Source organism: Rhizobium sp. BK181 (assembly GCF_014193305.1).
GTDB lineage: Bacteria > Pseudomonadota > Alphaproteobacteria > Rhizobiales > Rhizobiaceae > Rhizobium.
Map to the genome: position 1 here is coordinate 948,338 of NZ_JACHZA010000001.1, position 17,656 is coordinate 965,993.

Below are 17,656 nucleotides of genomic sequence, written 5' to 3' on the forward strand. Positions count from 1 at the left end.
GTCAGGCCTCGGGCAAAGTCTGCTCGGTCGCGAGGATGGCCAAGACCGTCCCCAGCCCATCAGGGTCGAACCGAGAAATTGAGAAGATTGCTCCATCCTCCTCACGTCGGAGGAAAAAGCCGGGTTTGAGCGGCATACCATCAACCAGGCGAATGGATGCCTGTATCTGTAGCGCGCGGTTGGCGAGCCTGCCCATACCGGTCAGTGGCTGGGCCTTGGCATCGTTCTCGATCAGCGTGTTTTCGAAGAAGCAGGCGGACGAGATGTAGGATGCCTCGGAGGTCGAGAGGCGCCGGGGCGCGTTCGGATCTTTCGAGATTATCGGGAAGATCGTCACATCCTTGCCGTGAACACGTTCGACGGTGGAGCGGCTGACTTTCGCCAGCCGCTCGAAGATGTTGGACATCGGCTTAGACCGTGGTCGCGCCGAGCTTGACCTTCACGGTCGCGGAGGGGTTTGCAGCATCCGCGACGGCGATGCCGACGAGCGTATTGCCCGCCGACGTCTTGTTGACGTTCTTGGCGGCCGCGTCCCAGTAGACCTTGTCGCCCGTTGCGATCGCGAGAGCGGAAACCTTCGCCATCTCGAAGATGCCTTCGGTGGAGAGTGCTACCGATTCGCCTTGGGCGACCGTCGATGCAGCAACGCCGATCAACGAACCAATGACGACGATGTTGCCGGATATAACGCCACCGGCAGGCGCGGCGACGTCGATCGACTTCCCCGGCTGAACAAAGTTCTTCATGTCTGAATCCTCTTGATTTCAGAGAGTGCCTCGAACGAGGCGATGAAGGAGAAGGTTGGGGCTGATCCGGGCTTAAGCGCCCGGATCCTTGTAGGCGCCACGGAACTCGATCGCGCCGACGCCGAAGTCATGCTCGACAGTCATGGCCTGTCCCTGCGTACCGAAAGGTTCGTCGAAGCGAATGCGCGGCGCGCTGTAGCCATCCAACAGACCCCATTGATAGACGGCGGCCTCGTCCGGGCTGGCGAATAGATACCAGGCGTTCCCGCTAAGCTCGGCAGCGACCACCGGCTCAAGCGTGCCGACATGCGGATTGACCTTGATGGCGTCATTGGCGTTGATCGGCGACAGGTACTGGAGCGCCTCGGTCTCCTTGTCCGGAGAAACCAGCAGAATGGACGGCTGGACGTTCATCGTCGCACCGTCGAGGTTCTTCTGCTTGCGCATGGCGGCCTTGCCCGCGCCGATGCTCGCAACAGTAATAGCCGAGCCAGCTCCCGCCAGGTTGTTGTGGCTTGCATGGAACACGACCTGTCCGTCGGACAACTTCGTGTTGGCAGAAAGCATCATCGCATAGAACGTGATTTCCTCGAACCTCGCCACGGTCCGTCCATACCCACCGAGGACTTCGCCGATTGCGTTCAAGCGATCATTGACCATCATCTGACGGCTGACACGGATGCCTTTTGCGTATGGCAGGACAGCGATCGTTTCCTTGCCTTCGCCGAACGTGCCGAACTTGATTTCACCCGACTCTGTCAGCTTTTCGAGCATTGGGAACTCGCCGACCGAGACCGCATAATGCGGACGGAAATCGACGAAGTCGCGGCGGCGGGAAATGCGACGATAAGTCGGCTGCGCCAATGCATATCGACGCTCAAGGAGCGTGTTGATAGCGCTGGAGAAGATTGCCGGGAAATCGCTGGTGGCGTGGAATGCGCGCTCCAACATTTCCTCCCGTTCGCGAACGGTGCGGAGCATCCCGCGATAGCCCATGGCAGCCGCAGCAAATTCGACGACGTCATGATTATCCATGAAGCCGCGAGCCTGAGACGCCTGGTCGCCGGTCGGCTGATCAATGCCGCCGAGGCGGAATGCCAGCGCGGTCGTCAGACCGGCCCGCCGCGTTTCGGCTTCATCCCGAACAACGTGAACGCCACTGGTCGGTGTGCGAGCTGACTGTGCGGTCATGTGATCGAAGGCCTGCGCACGAAAGGCGTCAACCGCAGTACCATTGCGAAGAGCCGCCTGGATGACCTCATTCGTCATTCCGGCACGCGTGCCGATGTCGTAGATGTCGGCGGCACGGGCGCCATCGGAGTTAGCAGTCGGGTTAGCCGGCGGCGTGACAGTTCCGTTGGCGTTCGCCTCATCCTGCTCAGCCTTGCGGATATCGCCCTGCAGCGCCTCGATTTCCTCGAGCAGCTTCTTGTGATCTGCTTGGATTGTTCGAGCCGCATCCGGGGCGGTATCGTCCTTCAGCTCCGCGATCTTGTCGGTCGCGCGTTTCTGGAGGTCAGCAAGATTGGCACGCATGACAATCAGCGGGATAGCAAGGTTCGGGCCATACTCGCGAACTGCATCAAGCAAGGTCGCAATATGAACTGGAGCGTGCGGCATTGCGGCAAAGGCTTCGGAGACCAGTCCGAAGCTCATTACACATGCGATAGCGAGCGTGCAGGCTACCGCCAGTACGTTTTTCATCTTCATGGATGTTTTCCTTGAAAGGGCCTTGCCCAGAGGCGTCAGATGGGCGACCGCCGAGGCGGTTTATGGCATGCGGTAGCCTGCGCTAGCCTGCCAATTCCTGTTGCCGCATCTGCATCTCCATGCGCATGCGACGAATTCTGTTGGTGGTAGAAAGGTCAGGATCGACGCGGCAGGCGAACAGAGCGCCTTCGTCTTTGCCGCTGCGGATCTGGGCGCCGGGGTCAGCAGGGATGGGAACGGCGGAGATTTCCCACGGCTCCCAATCGATTACACGGTGCACCGGTGTTTTCCCCTCGCGCTCCGTCTTCTCGACCGCATGGATGCGATAGCCGACTGAGATGTTGGTGACGCTTCCCTCCTTGATCTTTGCAACGCGGTCGACTGCATCAGCTGCGTTGGAAAGACGGATCTTGGCGACGCCAATGCCGCCCTCGATCCGGGCAGAGCCTTTCACGACCGAGCCAATGACGTCAGCAAGGCTCCATGTCCCGTGCGTGTCGAGGAATGGAGCACCCGCATTCAGGCGATCGAGACGGATAGCGGATGGGGAAACGACAAGCTCCTCATCAAACTCGCCGTCCATCCAGGTCACTCGGCGAACGGCGGCGCCGGTAGTCCAGACGACGTCGATCGTGTTGTCGCTCTCGTTGAACGAGGCGGCCCGAACCTCCGCATTACGGCTGAGCTGCGGCAGCCGGATGATGTTAGTCATTCTGCGCTCCTTCCGCTGGCGCGGCGTTGGTTCTGGCGCCGTTTGCCGGCCGCCGTGGGTCGATGTCGAGAGGTACGTTGTTCGCATCCGCGAACTTGAAGAAAGCATCGAAGTCGCTGACGACCTTTCGCCAGTCATGACCCCAAGCCGAGATGAAAGTCTGCGGCGACATGCGGCCCGCACGCACGGCAAGAATGTCAGCCTCCAGATCCTTCTTCGGATCGATCGGCTCAACTGCCGGCATGACATGGTCGACTCGGTACCCTTCTTTGCGGGTAGGCAGCTTTCCGGACATGAGGGCGTACTCGGCGAAGCGACGATCAACCTTCCGACAAACCATCGGAACGAAGATCTGCCACTGGATCTGCTCGACTAGTCGCCGAAACTCAATCTTTCCCGCCCGCAGCGAGGAGTAGTTCGCTTGAGTAAGGTCCCCGGTCAGCTGGTCATACGAGATGCCTGCACCCGCAGCCATTGCCCAAAGGCCGGCTTTGTAGGCTTCACCAAATACAGACTGTGACGATGGGTTCGCAAAGGTGATCTCGGAATCCCCGATGTCTTGAATCTGTCCGGGCTCGATGCGCGTGACCTTCGTGCCTTCGTCGTCCTTTTTCGTCACCAGCGGGTTTGCGGCACCAGGCGACCTTCTAAGGAAACCAGCAAAGCTCGCCTGCGTTCGCTGCTGAACGATGGCGGCCTCCATCAGATCCTGAATTTCCTTCGCGTTCAGAAGAATGGGTGCGAACCAAGAGATACCGCGCATCTGGCCGAGGCGCAGAGGGCGATAGAGGTGGCAAAGGTCATTCCAAGCTACGAGCTTCGATCCTTCACTTCCGAACGAGACTCCCCCGTCTCCGGGATGCGCTGAGTGGAGGTAGAGCCCTTCTCGCAAGTTCCATTCGCCAATCTGGACGCCTAGCCGGACATTGCTTTCCCGGCCAAGCAGGCTATCCCGCGACGTATCGATGAGGTCGCCTTCGAGCCCCTGAAGTCGCAATGGAACGCTGGAGCCTGCATCCGCCAGACTGATGGGAAGCATCCGTAAGACGCTGTCACCGCCCTCGGCCATGGATCTCAAAATGAGCGACTGCTGACCACCATAATCAAGGACGCCCTCGATATCCGAACGCTCCTCCCACTCCTCTCGAAGCAGGCGATAGCGATTATCGGCACGGTCGCTCCCGGTATTAGGGACAGTCATAATCCCGGTACCGATGACATGAGACGTCAGAACATCGAGGATTCGCTGTCCCGCCCAGCCGTTGCGCACAAAGTCGCGAGCGCGATCGCGCAATGTGGTGAGCGCGCCTGCTACCTCGGTCGTGGCAGACGTGCCGCGACCGCGCCACGCCTTGTTGCGCCGGCCGAACTGAGCAGCCGCGTAGTCGCGCTTTTCGCTCGATCGCAGCAGCTGACGAGCCGCAGCACGGTTAACACCCGAAACCGGATCGAAAAACGATATGACCTTGTCGAGGACATTCATCAGTAGCCGCCCCCGTACTCAACGAAGATCGCACCGCCGCGATCGCTTGTACCCTCGACCTCCGACTTAATAAGGTCGCGGGCAATTAGCATGTCTTTCAGGCTCTGGTACTCGACTTCATGTGTCTGGAACCGAACACGCTTGGCGCCGGTCGCGATCGCCTGATTGATTGTGTCCAGATCTGCTTGCGTCCACGCCATATTCAGCGATCCCAGAAGGAGGAGGTATCATCGGAGGAGTACCAGCCGCCCTCTTCATCTGAGGTCGGCTGGGTCGAAATTTCGACCGGCTGCGGCGTGTTCTGCATCGCCGCCTGTTGCGCGACGACCAGCGGCGCCGGCGCAAATAGGTCAGGATCGATCACAGCATCAGGCAACCCGCGCATCGAAGCCAACTGCCGCCACTCATCGGGCATCATCCGGGAGATACCCAGATAATCGCCGAGAGCATCACCATAGACCTCGCAATCGAGAAAGTGGTTCTGCTCCCCGTTGCGGACCGTCCAGACACGGCGAGCAAGACCCTTGAACTTTCTCTTCTTGTCGACGCCCAGATACTCCGACGTGATCTGACGGAAATAGACCTCATCCATCCAGCCGCCGAAATGGCAGTATCCGGGCGGATCGAAGTCCTTCCCAGCCGCGCGGCCAACCTTGTGAAGGTTGGCGTAAAACGCGCCCTTCAAAGACCAGGTGCCCACACCCCAGACCATGACACCGTTGCGAATGCGTTGGCCGTTGAAGTTGATTTCGACTGGCGACGGTTGACCGATCGCCGGCCGCTGCCACCCATCTAGCCCCTTCAGCGCAAAGGTTGCTGCCTTGCCCCGCGCCCAGGTGTAGACCACGTGGGAACGGTATCCGGAGTCGATGCCAAACGCGTCGACGGAACGATGGCGGCCGAAGGCATCCGGCCACTGCTTGGTGCGGAGCTCCTCGAGCTTCAAGAACGCGCCGGCATGTGGATCATCCGTGGCGCCCTCGATAAACCCTGCGTCGACACGCCAGGACTGGCGATCAGGTCCGAAGGCCTTGAAGACGTAATAGATGCCGTTCAGCTGGACGTCGGCGGCACCCACAAAGACTAACCCGAGCGCAGGGATGCGGCCGCGCAGAAGTTCAGGATCACGGCGTTCCATCAGTCTGACGTGGTCCGGCGCGTCGCCCTTCATGTCGTAGGGCAGGCCGAGGATCAGATTGTAGAAGGTCTTGAGTTTGTGTGGATCGTCCTTGCACTGGCAGAACTCTGCAGCGATCTCGTGCCACGGCACGAATGGCGACGACAAAGCATCGAAATGATAGGAAGGATACGCGCCTGGTCGCGGGCTTTCCGCGACCCAGCGACCCTTCTTCATCAGGCCGACTTTTTCATGTGGCTCGATGATCGAACCGCAGCAAGGCGTGACGTAATGAGGCTCGTAAGGGAACGCGTCATTGAACCGGAAATGTATCCGGTCAAAGACAAACTTGAAACGCTCCCCGCAGCCAGGGCACGGCATCTGCCAGTAGCGCTGGTCTCCGGCCTCGAAGTAATCGTCGATCTTCGACGCGCCCTTGATGGTGGGCGTCGAGATGTAGACCCGCAGCCATTCGCCCGACATCAGGAACGACGTCTGGCGTGCCTTGACCATCCCGATGGGATCGCCCTGCCCGTCGAGGTCGTCCGGATACTCGTTGACCTCGTCGAGAAACGCTTTCTTGATTGTCGATGAACGAAGGTCGGCAGCCGAGCTGGCGATCGCGAGCTTGAGCGATCCGCCCGGAAAGCGTTTCGCCTGCGCGGTCGAACCTTCACCGCTGCGGCTTGTCTGTTCTCGCACGAGCTTTCTAAGCTGCGGCGACGTCTGCAGCATGACCGTAAGCTTCTCTCGGTTGAACTCCGAGAGAGCGCCGGTCGTCGGCTGCACAATCATCATGCGGCAAGGATCTTGCCCGATGTGGTAGGCGGCTGCCGCGAGGAGAAGCGTCGTGAAGCCGGTCTGCGCCGACTTCCGAACGGCGATCTCGTTGACGCCACTTTCCGTCATCGTGAACTGGAGAGGTTCGACGATGTACGGCGTCAGGCTGTCGTCCCACAATTCACCCGCTTTTGGGCCATCTGGCACGACCATGTTCGAGCGGGCATAGTCGACTGCCGTTGCCTGTTCGGTTGGCATGATCGCTGCCGAGAGGGCTGCGGCAATAACCGCCAACGCAGACCGTTTCAGCGTAACTCTCACGCGCCTTCCCCAAACATGAAATCAACTTGCAGACCGGCTTTCTCTGCCTCAGCCGCCTCACCTGCGAGCTTTGCCAGCGTTTGCGCCATGGATGTTCGCTGTTCGCGAACCTTGTTTCTGAGAAGCCGGCGCAGGGCCGGTTCCCCTTCCCGCGACGCTTCGATAATTTCAGAAACCCAGTTCAGCGGCGCGCCGAGATCCCGCAGCAATGCTTCGGTCACGCGCACTAGCGCCGTTTCAAGACCGTGCTCGCCGCGTAGCGCGACCAGCTGACCTTGGCGCTCCGCGAGATCCAGCGCCTTCAGCTGAGCATCGTACTTCGCGCGCTCTGTCTGAGCATCGCGAAGGCCTGAATTCACTTCCGAGCTGCTATCGTCGCGTTTCGTTTCTGCGCCGATCTCTTTGGCTGCGTCACCCACCGCACCGATCGCTCGGTCATAAGTAGCCAGCTCGACCAGGCGCCGCCTTCCATCTCGACGAGTGGTAATCCGACCCTCGTCCTCAAGACGGTTAACTTTCTCAGCGGCTGTCTGCTTGCTAACACCCTTGCGGCGAGCGAGCTCGGCCACCGTGATCCAAACACCGCCATCGACCGAAAGGAGGTTCTGTTGTGCGTCGGTTGCCATCGGAGTCAGGTCGTCAGCCTTTGAGTCAGGTGAGTCAGGTCAGTTTTCCGTCCGCCGTGACTAGCGAAATTTCGGGGTCGTCCCGGCCCGTATGGGGGCAGCCCCGAGGGAGGACCCGTTAGGGGGGGTTGGGGTCGGCGGGCCCCAAAGGGGTCGACTGGCCTGCCCGACCGTTTACTGGGGAAGGAGGCGATCGATTTCGTGGAGCACGCGAGGAGCAAGGTGCTCCTGTATGATCTCGGCCAATACGTCGAGGTAGACGTCCGGATTGTTCGTGATGGCATGCGCTGGGTTGGGGCCGAATAGCTCACGTATTGGCAGACGTTTGTCCGAGACCCTCATCGCCACTGCCCTGTGTCCACTGTCCATCTCAGCGAGGAATGCGCCGGCATATGAGCCTCGCGCCCGAACTCTGACACCGCGTGAGGTTTGGGTTGCTCCGAGCTTGTAAAGCGGCACCCATCCGGATTTGACGATGACGTCCTGCGTATTGCCACCGGCATTGAACCGCGCCGTCGTCGCCTTTCGAACCACGCCTTGCGGCAGTCTCGTATGTTCTGCCGAGCGCTTGACTATGCGGGTTCGAGCCATCTCGCGCATTCGGCGCATGGCGCTCGCCAGCGCCTTGGTCTTGATGCCCTCGGGCAGAGCCCGGATTGCACGTGACAGGTTGAGGATTTCGCTTGCGTCGAAACGAAGCTCTGCTGTCACGTGCTGGCTCCCGGAGAAAGGCCGCTGAAAGTCAGCGGCTATCCTTTAAGCAAAAAAGGCGACCCGAAGGCCGCCTATCTCATAGCAGTAGCACTTGCCCAGAACCGCGCCTCGTCGAGGCAGTCAAGGCGGGGTCTGACCGGTAAGCAACCCTGAAGATTTCGCTTCATTCGCCGATGGTCGAGCCATCGACTGATTGGGCCCACGCTGGGATCTCAGATCGTCCGAGGCAATTTGTAGTCAGATTTTTTCCAGCTGCGCAAGATCCAACTCCATCGGATTTTTCCGACCGAAAAGCTCGACCTCGACCTTCACACGGCAGCGCTCGACATCGATCGACATCACCCGCGCCTCGAAGGAGGCGAACGGTCCATCGCTGATGCGAACAATCTCCTCAGGCAGAAAATCTACCTTCGGCTTTGTCTTGTGGTCGTATTTGCCCTGCAATGCCATCGCCTTGAAACGAGCGATGGATTCGGCATCGGCCCGCCATGGAGTTTCTGCCCCGCCAACCACCTCGATAACGTCCTTCACCGAGAGCAATCCTGTCATGGCAGCGGCCGTTGGGACACACCGGACGAGGACATAACCGACAATTACGGGCCGCTCCGGGACGATGCGAACCCGTCCACGCTTGACCGTCTTATAGGCGTTGGTGCTGACCACGAGGCTCTCGACATCCGCATCAGCAAGAAGTTTTTCCACAGCGAACTCGCGACCGGTCATCACGCGAAGGCAATACCAGTGCGCCTTTACCTGTTCTGAAGCCGTGATTCGCTCGACATTGGCCTTCGAAGCCATAGAGAGCATCGTCGCGTTGATTCTACGGAGGCTGACGATCTGATCGAGCGCCGGCATCAGGCGGTTCATGTCGACCTTCTCGGCCATTGTGATCTTACGCTGCATTATCATCGCCCTTGCCCTCGTTAAGTTTCGCCTGAAAATCCGTCATTGCCGTTTCCGGCTCACCAGCCGGAAGATAGAGCCATTCGAGACCTGTAGACGGCAGCCACGGCCATCCCATGCGCTCGTGCAGAGCCTGCCACCGACGCGCCAGATCACTGTCACGATGCACCGCCTTGAACTGCTCGGAGATCCCGAGCAGCGGTCCAGGCACCGTCATGCCGACCGCACGCTCTGCCCTGGAATGCATGTCGGTGACCTTCGGCCAGCCGTAGCGCGCCTTGCGCTCGCGATCGACGAGGCGAGCAGCGTCTGCGTCCCGCATCTGCATTTTCTGGAATGCCGTCAGCGTCGGCCAACCGACCGTCGTCATCGGCTTCGACAGTTCTGCCAGGCGCAGCGCCATCCATGGGCGGCTGAACGGATTATGCACCGACGGTGGAGCGAACTCCGACTTCGGATCGTCCATCTTCAGCCAACCACGCTCCCGGAGGTAGACGCTGGGATAGACGAAGTTTGCCTTGGCCGCCTTGCCGGCCGCGATGAAGGCGGGAGTGCGAGCGATGCATTCTGCCCGATCCTCGTCGGTCAGTGCGAACCACTGCTTGCGAGCCGCATCCTCGCTTGTGTGCTGATAGCCCGGATAGGTCGGGTACCAGAGCTTGAACTTCCGCTCGATCGCTTTCGGGCTTTCCTGAGAAGAAGCCTCGCTCGCGCGCTCCCTCTCAGTTACGGGTTCTATTACTGGTTCCCTTACAGGTTCTATTGAGGACTCAGGAGTCCGGTTCAAACCGTCAGAATTGTCCGGTTCAAACTGCTCTTCCTGTCCGGTTGTCGCCTCGGATGAACCGGACAAATTGTCCGCTTGATTTTCCGCCTTCTCGGCAGGGGAAAACGCACGGAATCCGTTCTCGAAACCGAGGCTGTAGCGGTTCGCCTTGCGGTTCTTTCCCTCGCGCTGCTCGATCCAGTTGACGAGGCCCTTGTCGCGAAGCGCAGCCAGGCAGCGGCGCACCGAGCGCTCGTCGATCTCGCAGGCGTCGGCCAAATAGTCCTGCTTGGGATAGCAGCCGAAGATCGGGTTGTGGCAGTCGGCCAGATGCCACAGCACCCGCGCCTCGGCGCAGCTGATGCCGCGTACCTTGACCGCCCACATGGTGGCTTCGTGGCTCATGCTGCCGCCGCCTCCTGTAGGGCGTAGCCGCCCCACTGTGCTGCCGCCGCTGCGGCGATGCCCGGATAGGTCTCCGAACGAAGCTTCCAGCGATCGACGGATGGCGGGGCGCGGTGCACCCGCGCCCACCGGTTGCGCTCGTCTGTTCCGACCGCCGGAGGCGTCAGCTTGTTGGTTGGTACCAGCTTTGGAAGGCCCTTGAGATAGAAGCTAGTTGCCTTCAGCGCTTTATCGCCAAACCACCACGGCTGAACTGTTTGCGCCGGCGGTTGATAATTTCGGATGCGTTCCTTCGCATGGCGATGCATGACCGGGTTTTCGATGGCGATACGCTCGATCGGAGCATTCCAGCAATCCGAGAAAAGAGCAGCACCGTCATCGAGATCCGACCACATCTGCTCCAGCGTCTTGCCTGTCGGCGGCTTTGTAAGCCAGCGGACACCAGAGTTGCAGAGACGCGTGCACGGCGGATGCATCACTGCCAACAGGTCCCAGCCCTCCGCGAGCAGATCACGGACGTCACCGATGATATGTCGGTTGCTGCCGTCCACCGATGGCAAAAGATCGCACGACCAGACATCGTGCCCCAGCTCGGCAAAGGCGCGCCGCATGCGCCCCGATGTCTCGCAGCCGATCAAAACCCTCAAGGAATTCCCAGTCATTCAGCCCCCGTGGCGCCCGCCCGCGCCGCTATGTTCAGATCAATTAAGGTGAGGTTCAGCGCGAGAATGCGCGTTTGTGGCATCGCCCCGTCCGGCGTGCGCACAGAGTTCACGGCAGCAAGCCGTGCATCGAGGAAGTTGATGCCAGCGTCGAAGCCGACGGCCTGCAGCAGCTTGCGAATGTCCATATGGTCGCGGAAAACCACCCCGTCAGGGACTCGCCGCAGCCAATCTGCCCGCTCCGAATCCGTCGACATGTCCGCGAGGATATCCAGAAGAGGAAGCATGGCGTTCACGAGACCTCGCTTTCCGCCGGCTGGAATTTCTTCCAGTCGACGCGTACGAGATCCGGATGCTGGTTGCCGTAGGTTCCGTCCTCCTGCAGCTCCCACACGAACCACGCCGTGTTCATGCGGCTGCTGGCTTCCGGGCCGTCCCAGCCATCGCGGTGCATCATCGGCAGGCGGCGGGTGAAGACGTAGATGCGCGCCGGCGGATTGTCGTCCATTGCGAAGTTGCGGTCTTCGTCATCGAAACCGCAGACGAAGTTGAGGTTCAGCAGCAACGCCATCTTGCGCGGCTTATGGATGCGCAGCGCGTGCGCCACGTAGCTATTCAGCACCTGCCCATAGGGCGGATTGGTGACAATGTCGAAACTGCTGGCACCTTCCGGATCGCCTTCCGTTGTGAGGAAGTCGACCTGCCTCTGCACCTCCCCGAAGCTGTCTGCCGTGCCGTAGTCGACGAGGTCGGAGAGCACGACCCCGTAGCTTGCCGCTTCGAGCATACGGGCAATCGCGCCCTTGCCACATGATGGCTCCCACACCGTCGCGGTAAAGGCTTCGAGCGCGAGCAGCGTATGCATCGCCTCGGGTGGAGTTTCGTACAGGTTGTGGCCGCGCTCTTCCTTTGTCGCGGTCGCGGTACCTACCGCTGCCTTGAGGTTGGCACGCGACGGCTCAAGCCCCGCGTCGACACGTGCCTGAATTGCGCGCTCAACGAGACCCGGCGCCTTCCGCTCAGCCTCAGCCAGCCTGCGCGCCTCGTGGATCTCCTTGCGGGTGAGCCCAGCCTCCTCGGCAGTGAAAGCGTTCTCGTCTGGAACGCTTTTCGGACGACCCTTCAACGTCTTGCCATCGGCGACGGCGCGATCCCATTCTTGCGCGAGCAGGATCTTGGCGCGAGCCTCGATCAGCAACGCTTCGGCCTGCAGGCGCCGCGCCTTTTGCACAAGGCGATCCTTGGCACCGACCCGCGCGGCGAATTGCGCGCCGGCCTTTGCCTGGTCGTAGGCGCCGGACGCGAGAATGCGGGCCGCCACCGCGTCGCCCTCGTCGAGAAGCGTGCGCGCCCGATCCACCACCTGAACGAGGCCGGATGCATCGGCATTCACGATCGAGATGACGGCGTTAGCATGAGCTTCAACCGCAGCCTCGGGTTCGTCGAACTCGTCTAGCAAAGCGACATATTCCCGCGTCTTTTCGGTTGGATAGAAGCGCGTGCCGACCTTAGGATCTCGCGAGAGCAATTGTCGGCCATTCAGGCGTCGGGCAGACGCGACATCGCGTTCTTCAGGGCAATCGATGACGCCATCAGCAACGGCCTTGCGAAGCATTTCGTTCGCCTTGTCACTGAGCTTCATTACTCGCACCTCATGACAAGGTCGAGGTAGGCTTCGCCTTTCTCGGTGATGGTGACGAAGTGAGGGTCGTCGTTGAGGCGCGCGAGGTAGCCACCATCGACGGCCGGGCCGGCGCCGCGCAAATCACAAGCCAATGAAAGCGGATACGCCCGGCGGTTCTGCCGGGCGTAGAGCCTTACGCGGTAGAGGAGGCGGCGACCAGCGCTGCAGAGCCCTGGTTCCATGATCATTCCCCGACCACTTTCAGCTCTGTCTTGGCGCCGCCGGTCGCCTTGATGACTGCGAGCGACTGACGGAACTGCGACAGTCCTCGCTCGATCGCAGACGCCTCGCGATCCATCGAGTGAGCCTCAGCCGGCGTGACGATGCCGTCCGCCATGGCTGTAGCGCTCGCCGCCATCAGCGAAGCCGCCTTCTGCATCAGCTCGGAGTAGGAGGTCAGAACATTGACGTTTGCCTTTTGCTCCGCATCGGGGTCCGAAAGGCGCCTGCCGCTCAGCTCCGCCATCGCCTGCGTGACGACCGGGACGCCACATTCGTTTTCCAGCGCGTAGACGACGGAGATCGTCATCAAATCCGTGTCACGCGGATTGTTCATCCGGCCGATATGGCTGGCCGAGACCGAGGAGATCTCCGAAGCGCGGTCGATGCCGCCTACCAGCTTGATGAGATCCCGCTGCGCTGCTTTGACACGATGAAACCAGGCATCCGTAGACATGACAAAGTCCTTTCCCGCGCCGGGAATTCCGAGCGGTTTTTCCCGTGGTGGGAATTGATCGAAAATGTGAGTTTCAGTCCGTCAGCAGCTCACGGAGGTCCGCATGACTGAACGAAACTTCGAAGAGAAAGCGCGCCGGAAAGCGGAAGTCGTGCAATCCGGCGCGAGGTGGCGCGGCCTCGGTGGCCGCACTGGGAACAACGGGATTTCATGCCGCCTCCTTCACAGGCTCGGGACGGCGCAGAGGGCCAACATCTGGCCAAGCAACGCTTTCGGGCCAGTTGTCGGAAAACCATTGGAGAGCACGCTCGAACGTGCCGGTGGCGAGATCGCCGCCGTCGACAATGTCGTCGAGCTTGGCGCCCCGGTTGAAAACGATCGTCGACAGGCGCTTGCGACCGAAACCAGAGGCTTCGGCGTAGGCATCGGCAATAGTGATAAGTTGCTCTCTTAAGGTCATGGTGGCAAAATGCGGTCAAATGGCCGCATCTGTCAAGATCAAATAACCGCTTTCCAATGTTCGTACTGCGGCTGATAATCCGCACATGGAGAAATCTGTGACAGACATCCTCAAAGATCTCATTGCCGAGCAAGGGCTTACGTGGGAAGCCGCGTCCCTCAAGAGCAACTTGGAGCGGAGCTATTTTCGCAAGCTATTTGAGCGCGGCGGCGCTTCCCCGCGCGGTCAAACGTTGAAGAAGATCTCGGATGGCCTTGGCGTCCCGATGACGGTTTTGCTGGGTGAGTCCACCGACGCCAGCGCCATCAATATTGCCCCCGCGCTGAAAACCGATGTGCGCCCCGCATCTGCCCACTTGCCTCTTCCGATGGAAATGGCGAAAGATGTGCCGGTCATGGGAACGGCGGCCGGGTCTCACCTCAGAGGTGCATTTCAGCTGTCTTCCGAGCCGGTAGACTACGTGAGGCGCCCGCATACGTTGATAAACGCTCGTAATGTTTATTCCCTCTACGTCGAGGGAACCTCGATGGAACCGCAGTTTCAACCTGGCGATCTTATCTACGTGCACCCGGATAAGCCGCCGCGCTTCGGCGACGCCGTCGTCATTCAGGTGCAGTTGGGCGACAGCGAGGCAATGGAAGCGACGATCGGCATTTTCAGCAAGCGCGCGCCCGAGATGGTGACCATTCGCAAGCACAACCCCAGCGCCGAGATAGAAATTCCGCGCTCGACAATCGTGGCGATTCACAAGGTTCTGTCGGTAAACGAACTCTACGGCGTCTAGCCTCACCAATCCTGTTGACGGACACAAAAGAGCGGCGAATCACTTCGCCGCTCTTTCAGTTTTTGCCTCTATTTTTCAGGTACATCCGCAGCAATGCGGTTAAATAGCCGCACAGATCGTTGACAGCGGGCATTTGTCCGCATTATTGTCCGCTCTGTCCGGCTCTATTCCTCCTCCCAAGACCCGGACCGCCTACGGGGGCGCGCCGCTGCTCTCTCCTCCTCCCGGAGCAGCGGCGAAACCGGGAGGCGAAGGAGAGCAAAGTGCAGACACAGACCTACCCCGCAGCCGTCGCCCGCAGCATCGCACACGAAATGGCAGATCTGGCCCTTGAGCGCGGCGAAGGCATGACCCGCAAGGACTTTCAGGACCTCGGCTACACCAACGAGCAGATCGACAGCTACAGCAAGCAGGCCGCCCAGATCCATTCCCGTCTCTCGGTGCGCCGGGTCCGCTGAAACCTTCCGGTTTTGGCTCCCGCTCCGACCAGGAACGGAGCGGATGCCCAAACGGAAGAAAGGGCTCCTCTCATGCAGACAATTCGGACAGTTCGTCCGGCAGCATTGGCGCTGCCGGAACCGGGATCGCTTTACCTGCGCGTGACGCGGATGCCGGTGACGAGCCAGCGTCGTGCGGAGTTCGCGCTGCTGGCCGTCATCGTTGCGGTTTTGCCATACGCAATCATCCTGCAGGCGACGCGATGAATGACCAGGTATTCCTCGTTCTTTTGTCCCTCGGGTCCACGCTTGCCGGTGGCGCGCTCTATGGCGTCGCGATGTGCACCATCGACAGGATCGCAAAGGTGTATCGGCGCCGCGCTGAGCGCCGCCGTCTCGACACGCTACGTGTCGACAGCACGTGGGATCGCGCACCATGGAGGGATTTCTGATGGCCGAGATCCTGTCATTCCCTCCGAAGCTGCGCCCCGTCTCAAACGATTTCAGCCCAAGCATCGCTGAGGAAATCGAGATTGAGATGGGCCGCATTCGCCGCCGCAAAGTTGCGCAAGCGCTGGAGCACGTGGCGAGCGCTAACATCGATCTCGCTGTCGACAATCTCTGTGGCACGTCCGGCTTCGAAGGCCTCACCGACGAGACAATGATCGGCCTCGCCCACGCGATGATCTGCGTAATCGACGCGCTCGGCTGCCGCAATTCGGATCTGCCGCTCCGCCGGACGCTCAAGGAAACGATCGAGAGGATGGAGAACGCCAATGCAGGCTAAAGCCCTTTCTACTGCCGTGTTTACGCGGGTTGCCCTGCCGCTGCGGCACGAACGCGACAACGTTGGCACCATCGTTGACGCAACCGGACGCGGCATCGTCGTTGTCGATATGCATCGCGAAATGCCAGACGATCAGGTCAGCGCGATCGCCGATATGATTGTTCTCGCCGTTAACGAGCACCTCGGCTTCCCGCCACTGACCCCGCAACTCAAGGCTGTTGCCGATGCGTAAGATGAAAAAGCTGAAAGCTCGCGACCTTCGCCAGCAGACCCTTGATCGGCCGTTTGTCGTCAAGACGATCACGGTCAACCGACGTGTCGTCGCCGGTGATCATGGCGGCATCGCCTATGTCGACTTCACCATGCCATGGACGGCCATGTATGCCGCAGCGCTGAAGGAGGCGAGAACGTGAGCGAAGGTTTTCAACGCGTCCTCACGGAATATCAAGGCGAGGTCGCAGACGCCATCATTGCGGTATTGAGGGGCGTTGAAGTCTCGGATGCTCTTCCGGCAATTTGCTCGCTCCTTGCAGCGACCATCAACACTCACGCGCCAACTCACGCGGAAGCCTACGCCGTAGCGGAAGGATTCGGCGATCAACTGCTCGATCTCGTCGAGTTGGGCCAAGCCGACCAACTGAGGATGGCCCGCTGATGGCAACGCCAGAGGAAAAAGAACGCCTGGCGCAGATCCGGCGGCGCCACGAAGAGGCGAGCACAGATTGGCAGCTCGGCAGTGGCGGCGTTGAATTGTTTGCTGTGATCATCCGGCGGACCCCGCCAGCGCCGATCGTCAAACTTCTCGGCGACTGCGGCTACACCGATCGCGACTTCCTGATGCATGCGCACGAGGACATCACATTCTTGCTGGCGATGCTGAAGCGCGCAGCCGAGAAGCTGCGCAGCGTCATTCCGCCAGAAGATCCACGCGACATCGAGCGCCGAGAGCGCGAGGCCGCCGAAAAGAACTTCGCGGCCGAGTGCGCGATGAAGTGCCAGACCGACCGCGCCTTCCGTCGGTTCCTCATCGAGCGCCACCAGCTTGAGGACCCTGCCGACACCGAGCGCGTGAAGACGCGCGTCCGATCCATTCTCGCCATCTCCTCTATGGGCGAGCTGAACGAAGACGAGAACGCCGCCGCGCGCTGGAAGGCGCTACGGTCCGATTTCAAAGCATGGATGAAAGTTAGCGCATGACTGACGATGCAACTATTGAGCAAATGCGGAACAGCACAATCCGCCGCGCAATCGGCCCCACAATCCTCCTGGGCTCTGGCACGTATTTCGATTTTCAAGATCCCAGAAGCTCCTCCATCACGATCGAGGACATCGCCTTTGGCCTCGCCTTCGAGGGTCGATGCGCCGGCCAATGCTACAGTCGTATCCTGCAGAAGCGGGTGTTCTACTCAGTGGCCGAACACTGCGTTCGGATGAGTTGGTCTGTCGCCCCCGAGCTCGCTCTTGAAGCGCTCATGCATGAGGTTGGGGAATCCGTGTGTGGGGACATGAGCGCCCCTTTGAAATCCTTGAATCCGTCCTTCAAGCAGATTGAGAAGAACTGCGAGGCCGCGATTCTCGAAAAGTTCGGAGTAACCATCACCGACCCCGTGGAGATTAAGCGGGCCGACCTGCGGATGCTCGCTACCGAGCGCAGAGATCTTTTGCCGTGGAAAGGCGAGAGATGGGGCATCGACGAATACGCCCAGCCATATGACTGGGAGATCATCCCATGGGAGCCAGAAGTTGCCGCCAAAACATTTTTGGCGCGATATGAACAGCTGGTCGCTGCGCGGGGTACCCACGATGGACGCTAAGCAGCTTCGCATTCTGCAGCACTCGCTGGGCCTCGATCAATATGGCCGAGGCACCTTCTTTCGGAACCA

27 protein-coding genes are annotated in these 17,656 nt (G+C 60.3%); 10 read left to right on the plus strand and 17 right to left on the minus strand.

What is annotated here, in order from left to right; all coding sequences use genetic code 11:
• Position 1: 1 nt before the first annotated feature.
• From FHT77_RS04770 to FHT77_RS04850, 17 genes are all read right to left on the minus strand, one after another.
• Positions 2 to 406, minus strand: a complete 405-nt coding sequence (locus tag FHT77_RS04770) for a hypothetical protein (protein ID WP_183752958.1) — start codon at positions 404 to 406, stop codon at positions 2 to 4.
• Between the two features lie 4 nt (positions 407 to 410).
• Positions 411 to 746 carry a DUF2190 family protein gene (locus FHT77_RS04775; protein WP_183752960.1) on the minus strand — a complete coding sequence of 112 codons (336 nt, stop codon included), beginning with the start codon at positions 744 to 746 and terminating at the stop codon, positions 411 to 413.
• 72 nt (positions 747 to 818) lie between these two features.
• Positions 819 to 2,456, minus strand: a complete 1,638-nt coding sequence (locus FHT77_RS04780) for a hypothetical protein (protein WP_183752962.1) — start codon at positions 2,454 to 2,456, stop codon at positions 819 to 821.
• 82 nt (positions 2,457 to 2,538) lie between these two features.
• A complete protein-coding gene (locus tag FHT77_RS04785) occupies positions 2,539 to 3,168 on the minus strand; it encodes an HK97 family phage prohead protease (RefSeq protein ID WP_183752964.1) in 630 nt (209 codons plus the stop codon).
• A complete protein-coding gene (locus FHT77_RS04790; protein WP_183752966.1) occupies positions 3,161 to 4,651 on the minus strand; it encodes a phage portal protein in 1,491 nt (496 codons plus the stop codon). The genes FHT77_RS04785 and FHT77_RS04790 overlap by 8 nt, the downstream gene beginning before the upstream one ends.
• The gene (locus tag FHT77_RS04795; protein WP_183752968.1) at positions 4,651 to 4,851 is read right to left on the minus strand and encodes a phage head-tail joining protein; all 201 of its coding nucleotides are present in this window, start codon (positions 4,849 to 4,851) and stop codon (positions 4,651 to 4,653) included. Before FHT77_RS04795 ends, FHT77_RS04790 begins: the two co-directional genes overlap by 1 nt.
• A 2-nt stretch (positions 4,852 to 4,853) precedes the next feature.
• Positions 4,854 to 6,869: a phage terminase large subunit family protein gene (locus tag FHT77_RS04800; RefSeq protein WP_183752970.1), complete on the minus strand. Its 2,016-nt coding sequence runs from the start codon at positions 6,867 to 6,869 to the stop codon at positions 4,854 to 4,856.
• Complete coding sequence (locus tag FHT77_RS04805) at positions 6,866 to 7,495, minus strand: winged helix-turn-helix domain-containing protein (protein ID WP_183752972.1); 630 nt, start codon at positions 7,493 to 7,495, stop codon at positions 6,866 to 6,868. The genes FHT77_RS04800 and FHT77_RS04805 overlap by 4 nt, the downstream gene beginning before the upstream one ends.
• A 174-nt stretch (positions 7,496 to 7,669) precedes the next feature.
• On the minus strand, positions 7,670 to 8,206 hold the full coding sequence (locus FHT77_RS04810) for a phage tail protein (protein ID WP_183752974.1): 537 nt from the start codon (positions 8,204 to 8,206) through the stop codon (positions 7,670 to 7,672).
• A 240-nt stretch (positions 8,207 to 8,446) separates the two neighbouring features.
• Complete coding sequence (locus FHT77_RS04815; protein ID WP_246719651.1) at positions 8,447 to 9,112, minus strand: transcription termination/antitermination protein NusG; 666 nt, start codon at positions 9,110 to 9,112, stop codon at positions 8,447 to 8,449.
• Complete coding sequence (locus FHT77_RS04820) at positions 9,102 to 10,283, minus strand: helix-turn-helix domain-containing protein (RefSeq protein ID WP_183752978.1); 1,182 nt, start codon at positions 10,281 to 10,283, stop codon at positions 9,102 to 9,104. Before FHT77_RS04820 ends, FHT77_RS04815 begins: the two co-directional genes overlap by 11 nt.
• A complete protein-coding gene (locus FHT77_RS04825; protein ID WP_183752980.1) occupies positions 10,280 to 10,945 on the minus strand; it encodes a hypothetical protein in 666 nt (221 codons plus the stop codon). The genes FHT77_RS04820 and FHT77_RS04825 overlap by 4 nt, the downstream gene beginning before the upstream one ends.
• The gene (locus FHT77_RS04830) at positions 10,942 to 11,232 is read right to left on the minus strand and encodes a hypothetical protein (protein ID WP_183753881.1); all 291 of its coding nucleotides are present in this window, start codon (positions 11,230 to 11,232) and stop codon (positions 10,942 to 10,944) included. The genes FHT77_RS04825 and FHT77_RS04830 overlap by 4 nt, the downstream gene beginning before the upstream one ends.
• 5 nt (positions 11,233 to 11,237) lie before the next feature.
• Positions 11,238 to 12,587, minus strand: coding sequence for an SAM-dependent methyltransferase (locus FHT77_RS04835; RefSeq protein ID WP_183752982.1), 1,350 nt, complete (start codon positions 12,585 to 12,587; stop codon positions 11,238 to 11,240).
• Positions 12,587 to 12,811: a hypothetical protein gene (locus tag FHT77_RS04840; protein WP_246719653.1), complete on the minus strand. Its 225-nt coding sequence runs from the start codon at positions 12,809 to 12,811 to the stop codon at positions 12,587 to 12,589. The genes FHT77_RS04835 and FHT77_RS04840 overlap by 1 nt, the downstream gene beginning before the upstream one ends.
• A 2-nt stretch (positions 12,812 to 12,813) precedes the next feature.
• Complete coding sequence (locus tag FHT77_RS04845; RefSeq protein ID WP_183752986.1) at positions 12,814 to 13,305, minus strand: phage regulatory CII family protein; 492 nt, start codon at positions 13,303 to 13,305, stop codon at positions 12,814 to 12,816.
• 208 nt (positions 13,306 to 13,513) lie between these two features.
• On the minus strand, positions 13,514 to 13,765 hold the full coding sequence (locus FHT77_RS04850) for a hypothetical protein (RefSeq protein ID WP_183752988.1): 252 nt from the start codon (positions 13,763 to 13,765) through the stop codon (positions 13,514 to 13,516).
• A 97-nt stretch (positions 13,766 to 13,862) separates the two neighbouring features.
• Between FHT77_RS04850 and FHT77_RS04855 the strand changes: the two genes are divergently transcribed.
• From FHT77_RS04855 to FHT77_RS04900, 10 genes are all read left to right on the plus strand, one after another.
• Positions 13,863 to 14,549 (plus strand): XRE family transcriptional regulator, encoded by a 687-nt coding sequence (locus tag FHT77_RS04855; RefSeq protein WP_183752990.1) that lies wholly within the window; start codon positions 13,863 to 13,865, stop codon positions 14,547 to 14,549.
• A gap of 263 nt (positions 14,550 to 14,812) precedes the next feature.
• Entirely contained in the window at positions 14,813 to 15,007 is a 195-nt protein-coding gene (locus FHT77_RS04860; protein ID WP_183752992.1) for a hypothetical protein, read from the plus strand.
• A 72-nt stretch (positions 15,008 to 15,079) separates the two neighbouring features.
• Positions 15,080 to 15,253, plus strand: coding sequence for a hypothetical protein (locus FHT77_RS04865; protein WP_183752994.1), 174 nt, complete (start codon positions 15,080 to 15,082; stop codon positions 15,251 to 15,253).
• Complete coding sequence (locus tag FHT77_RS04870) at positions 15,250 to 15,438, plus strand: hypothetical protein (RefSeq protein WP_183752997.1); 189 nt, start codon at positions 15,250 to 15,252, stop codon at positions 15,436 to 15,438. Before FHT77_RS04865 ends, FHT77_RS04870 begins: the two co-directional genes overlap by 4 nt.
• A complete protein-coding gene (locus tag FHT77_RS04875) occupies positions 15,423 to 15,773 on the plus strand; it encodes a hypothetical protein (RefSeq protein ID WP_246719655.1) in 351 nt (116 codons plus the stop codon). The genes FHT77_RS04870 and FHT77_RS04875 overlap by 16 nt, the downstream gene beginning before the upstream one ends.
• Entirely contained in the window at positions 15,763 to 16,005 is a 243-nt protein-coding gene (locus FHT77_RS04880; protein WP_183753000.1) for a hypothetical protein, read from the plus strand. The genes FHT77_RS04875 and FHT77_RS04880 overlap by 11 nt, the downstream gene beginning before the upstream one ends.
• The gene (locus FHT77_RS04885) at positions 15,998 to 16,186 is read left to right on the plus strand and encodes a hypothetical protein (RefSeq protein ID WP_183753002.1); all 189 of its coding nucleotides are present in this window, start codon (positions 15,998 to 16,000) and stop codon (positions 16,184 to 16,186) included. Before FHT77_RS04880 ends, FHT77_RS04885 begins: the two co-directional genes overlap by 8 nt.
• Positions 16,183 to 16,428: a hypothetical protein gene (locus FHT77_RS04890; protein ID WP_183753005.1), complete on the plus strand. Its 246-nt coding sequence runs from the start codon at positions 16,183 to 16,185 to the stop codon at positions 16,426 to 16,428. Before FHT77_RS04885 ends, FHT77_RS04890 begins: the two co-directional genes overlap by 4 nt.
• The gene (locus FHT77_RS04895) at positions 16,428 to 16,970 is read left to right on the plus strand and encodes a hypothetical protein (RefSeq protein WP_246719657.1); all 543 of its coding nucleotides are present in this window, start codon (positions 16,428 to 16,430) and stop codon (positions 16,968 to 16,970) included. The genes FHT77_RS04890 and FHT77_RS04895 overlap by 1 nt, the downstream gene beginning before the upstream one ends.
• Positions 16,967 to 17,587, plus strand: a complete 621-nt coding sequence (locus tag FHT77_RS04900; RefSeq protein ID WP_183753007.1) for a hypothetical protein — start codon at positions 16,967 to 16,969, stop codon at positions 17,585 to 17,587. The genes FHT77_RS04895 and FHT77_RS04900 overlap by 4 nt, the downstream gene beginning before the upstream one ends.
• The last annotated feature ends 69 nt before the right edge of the window (positions 17,588 to 17,656 follow it).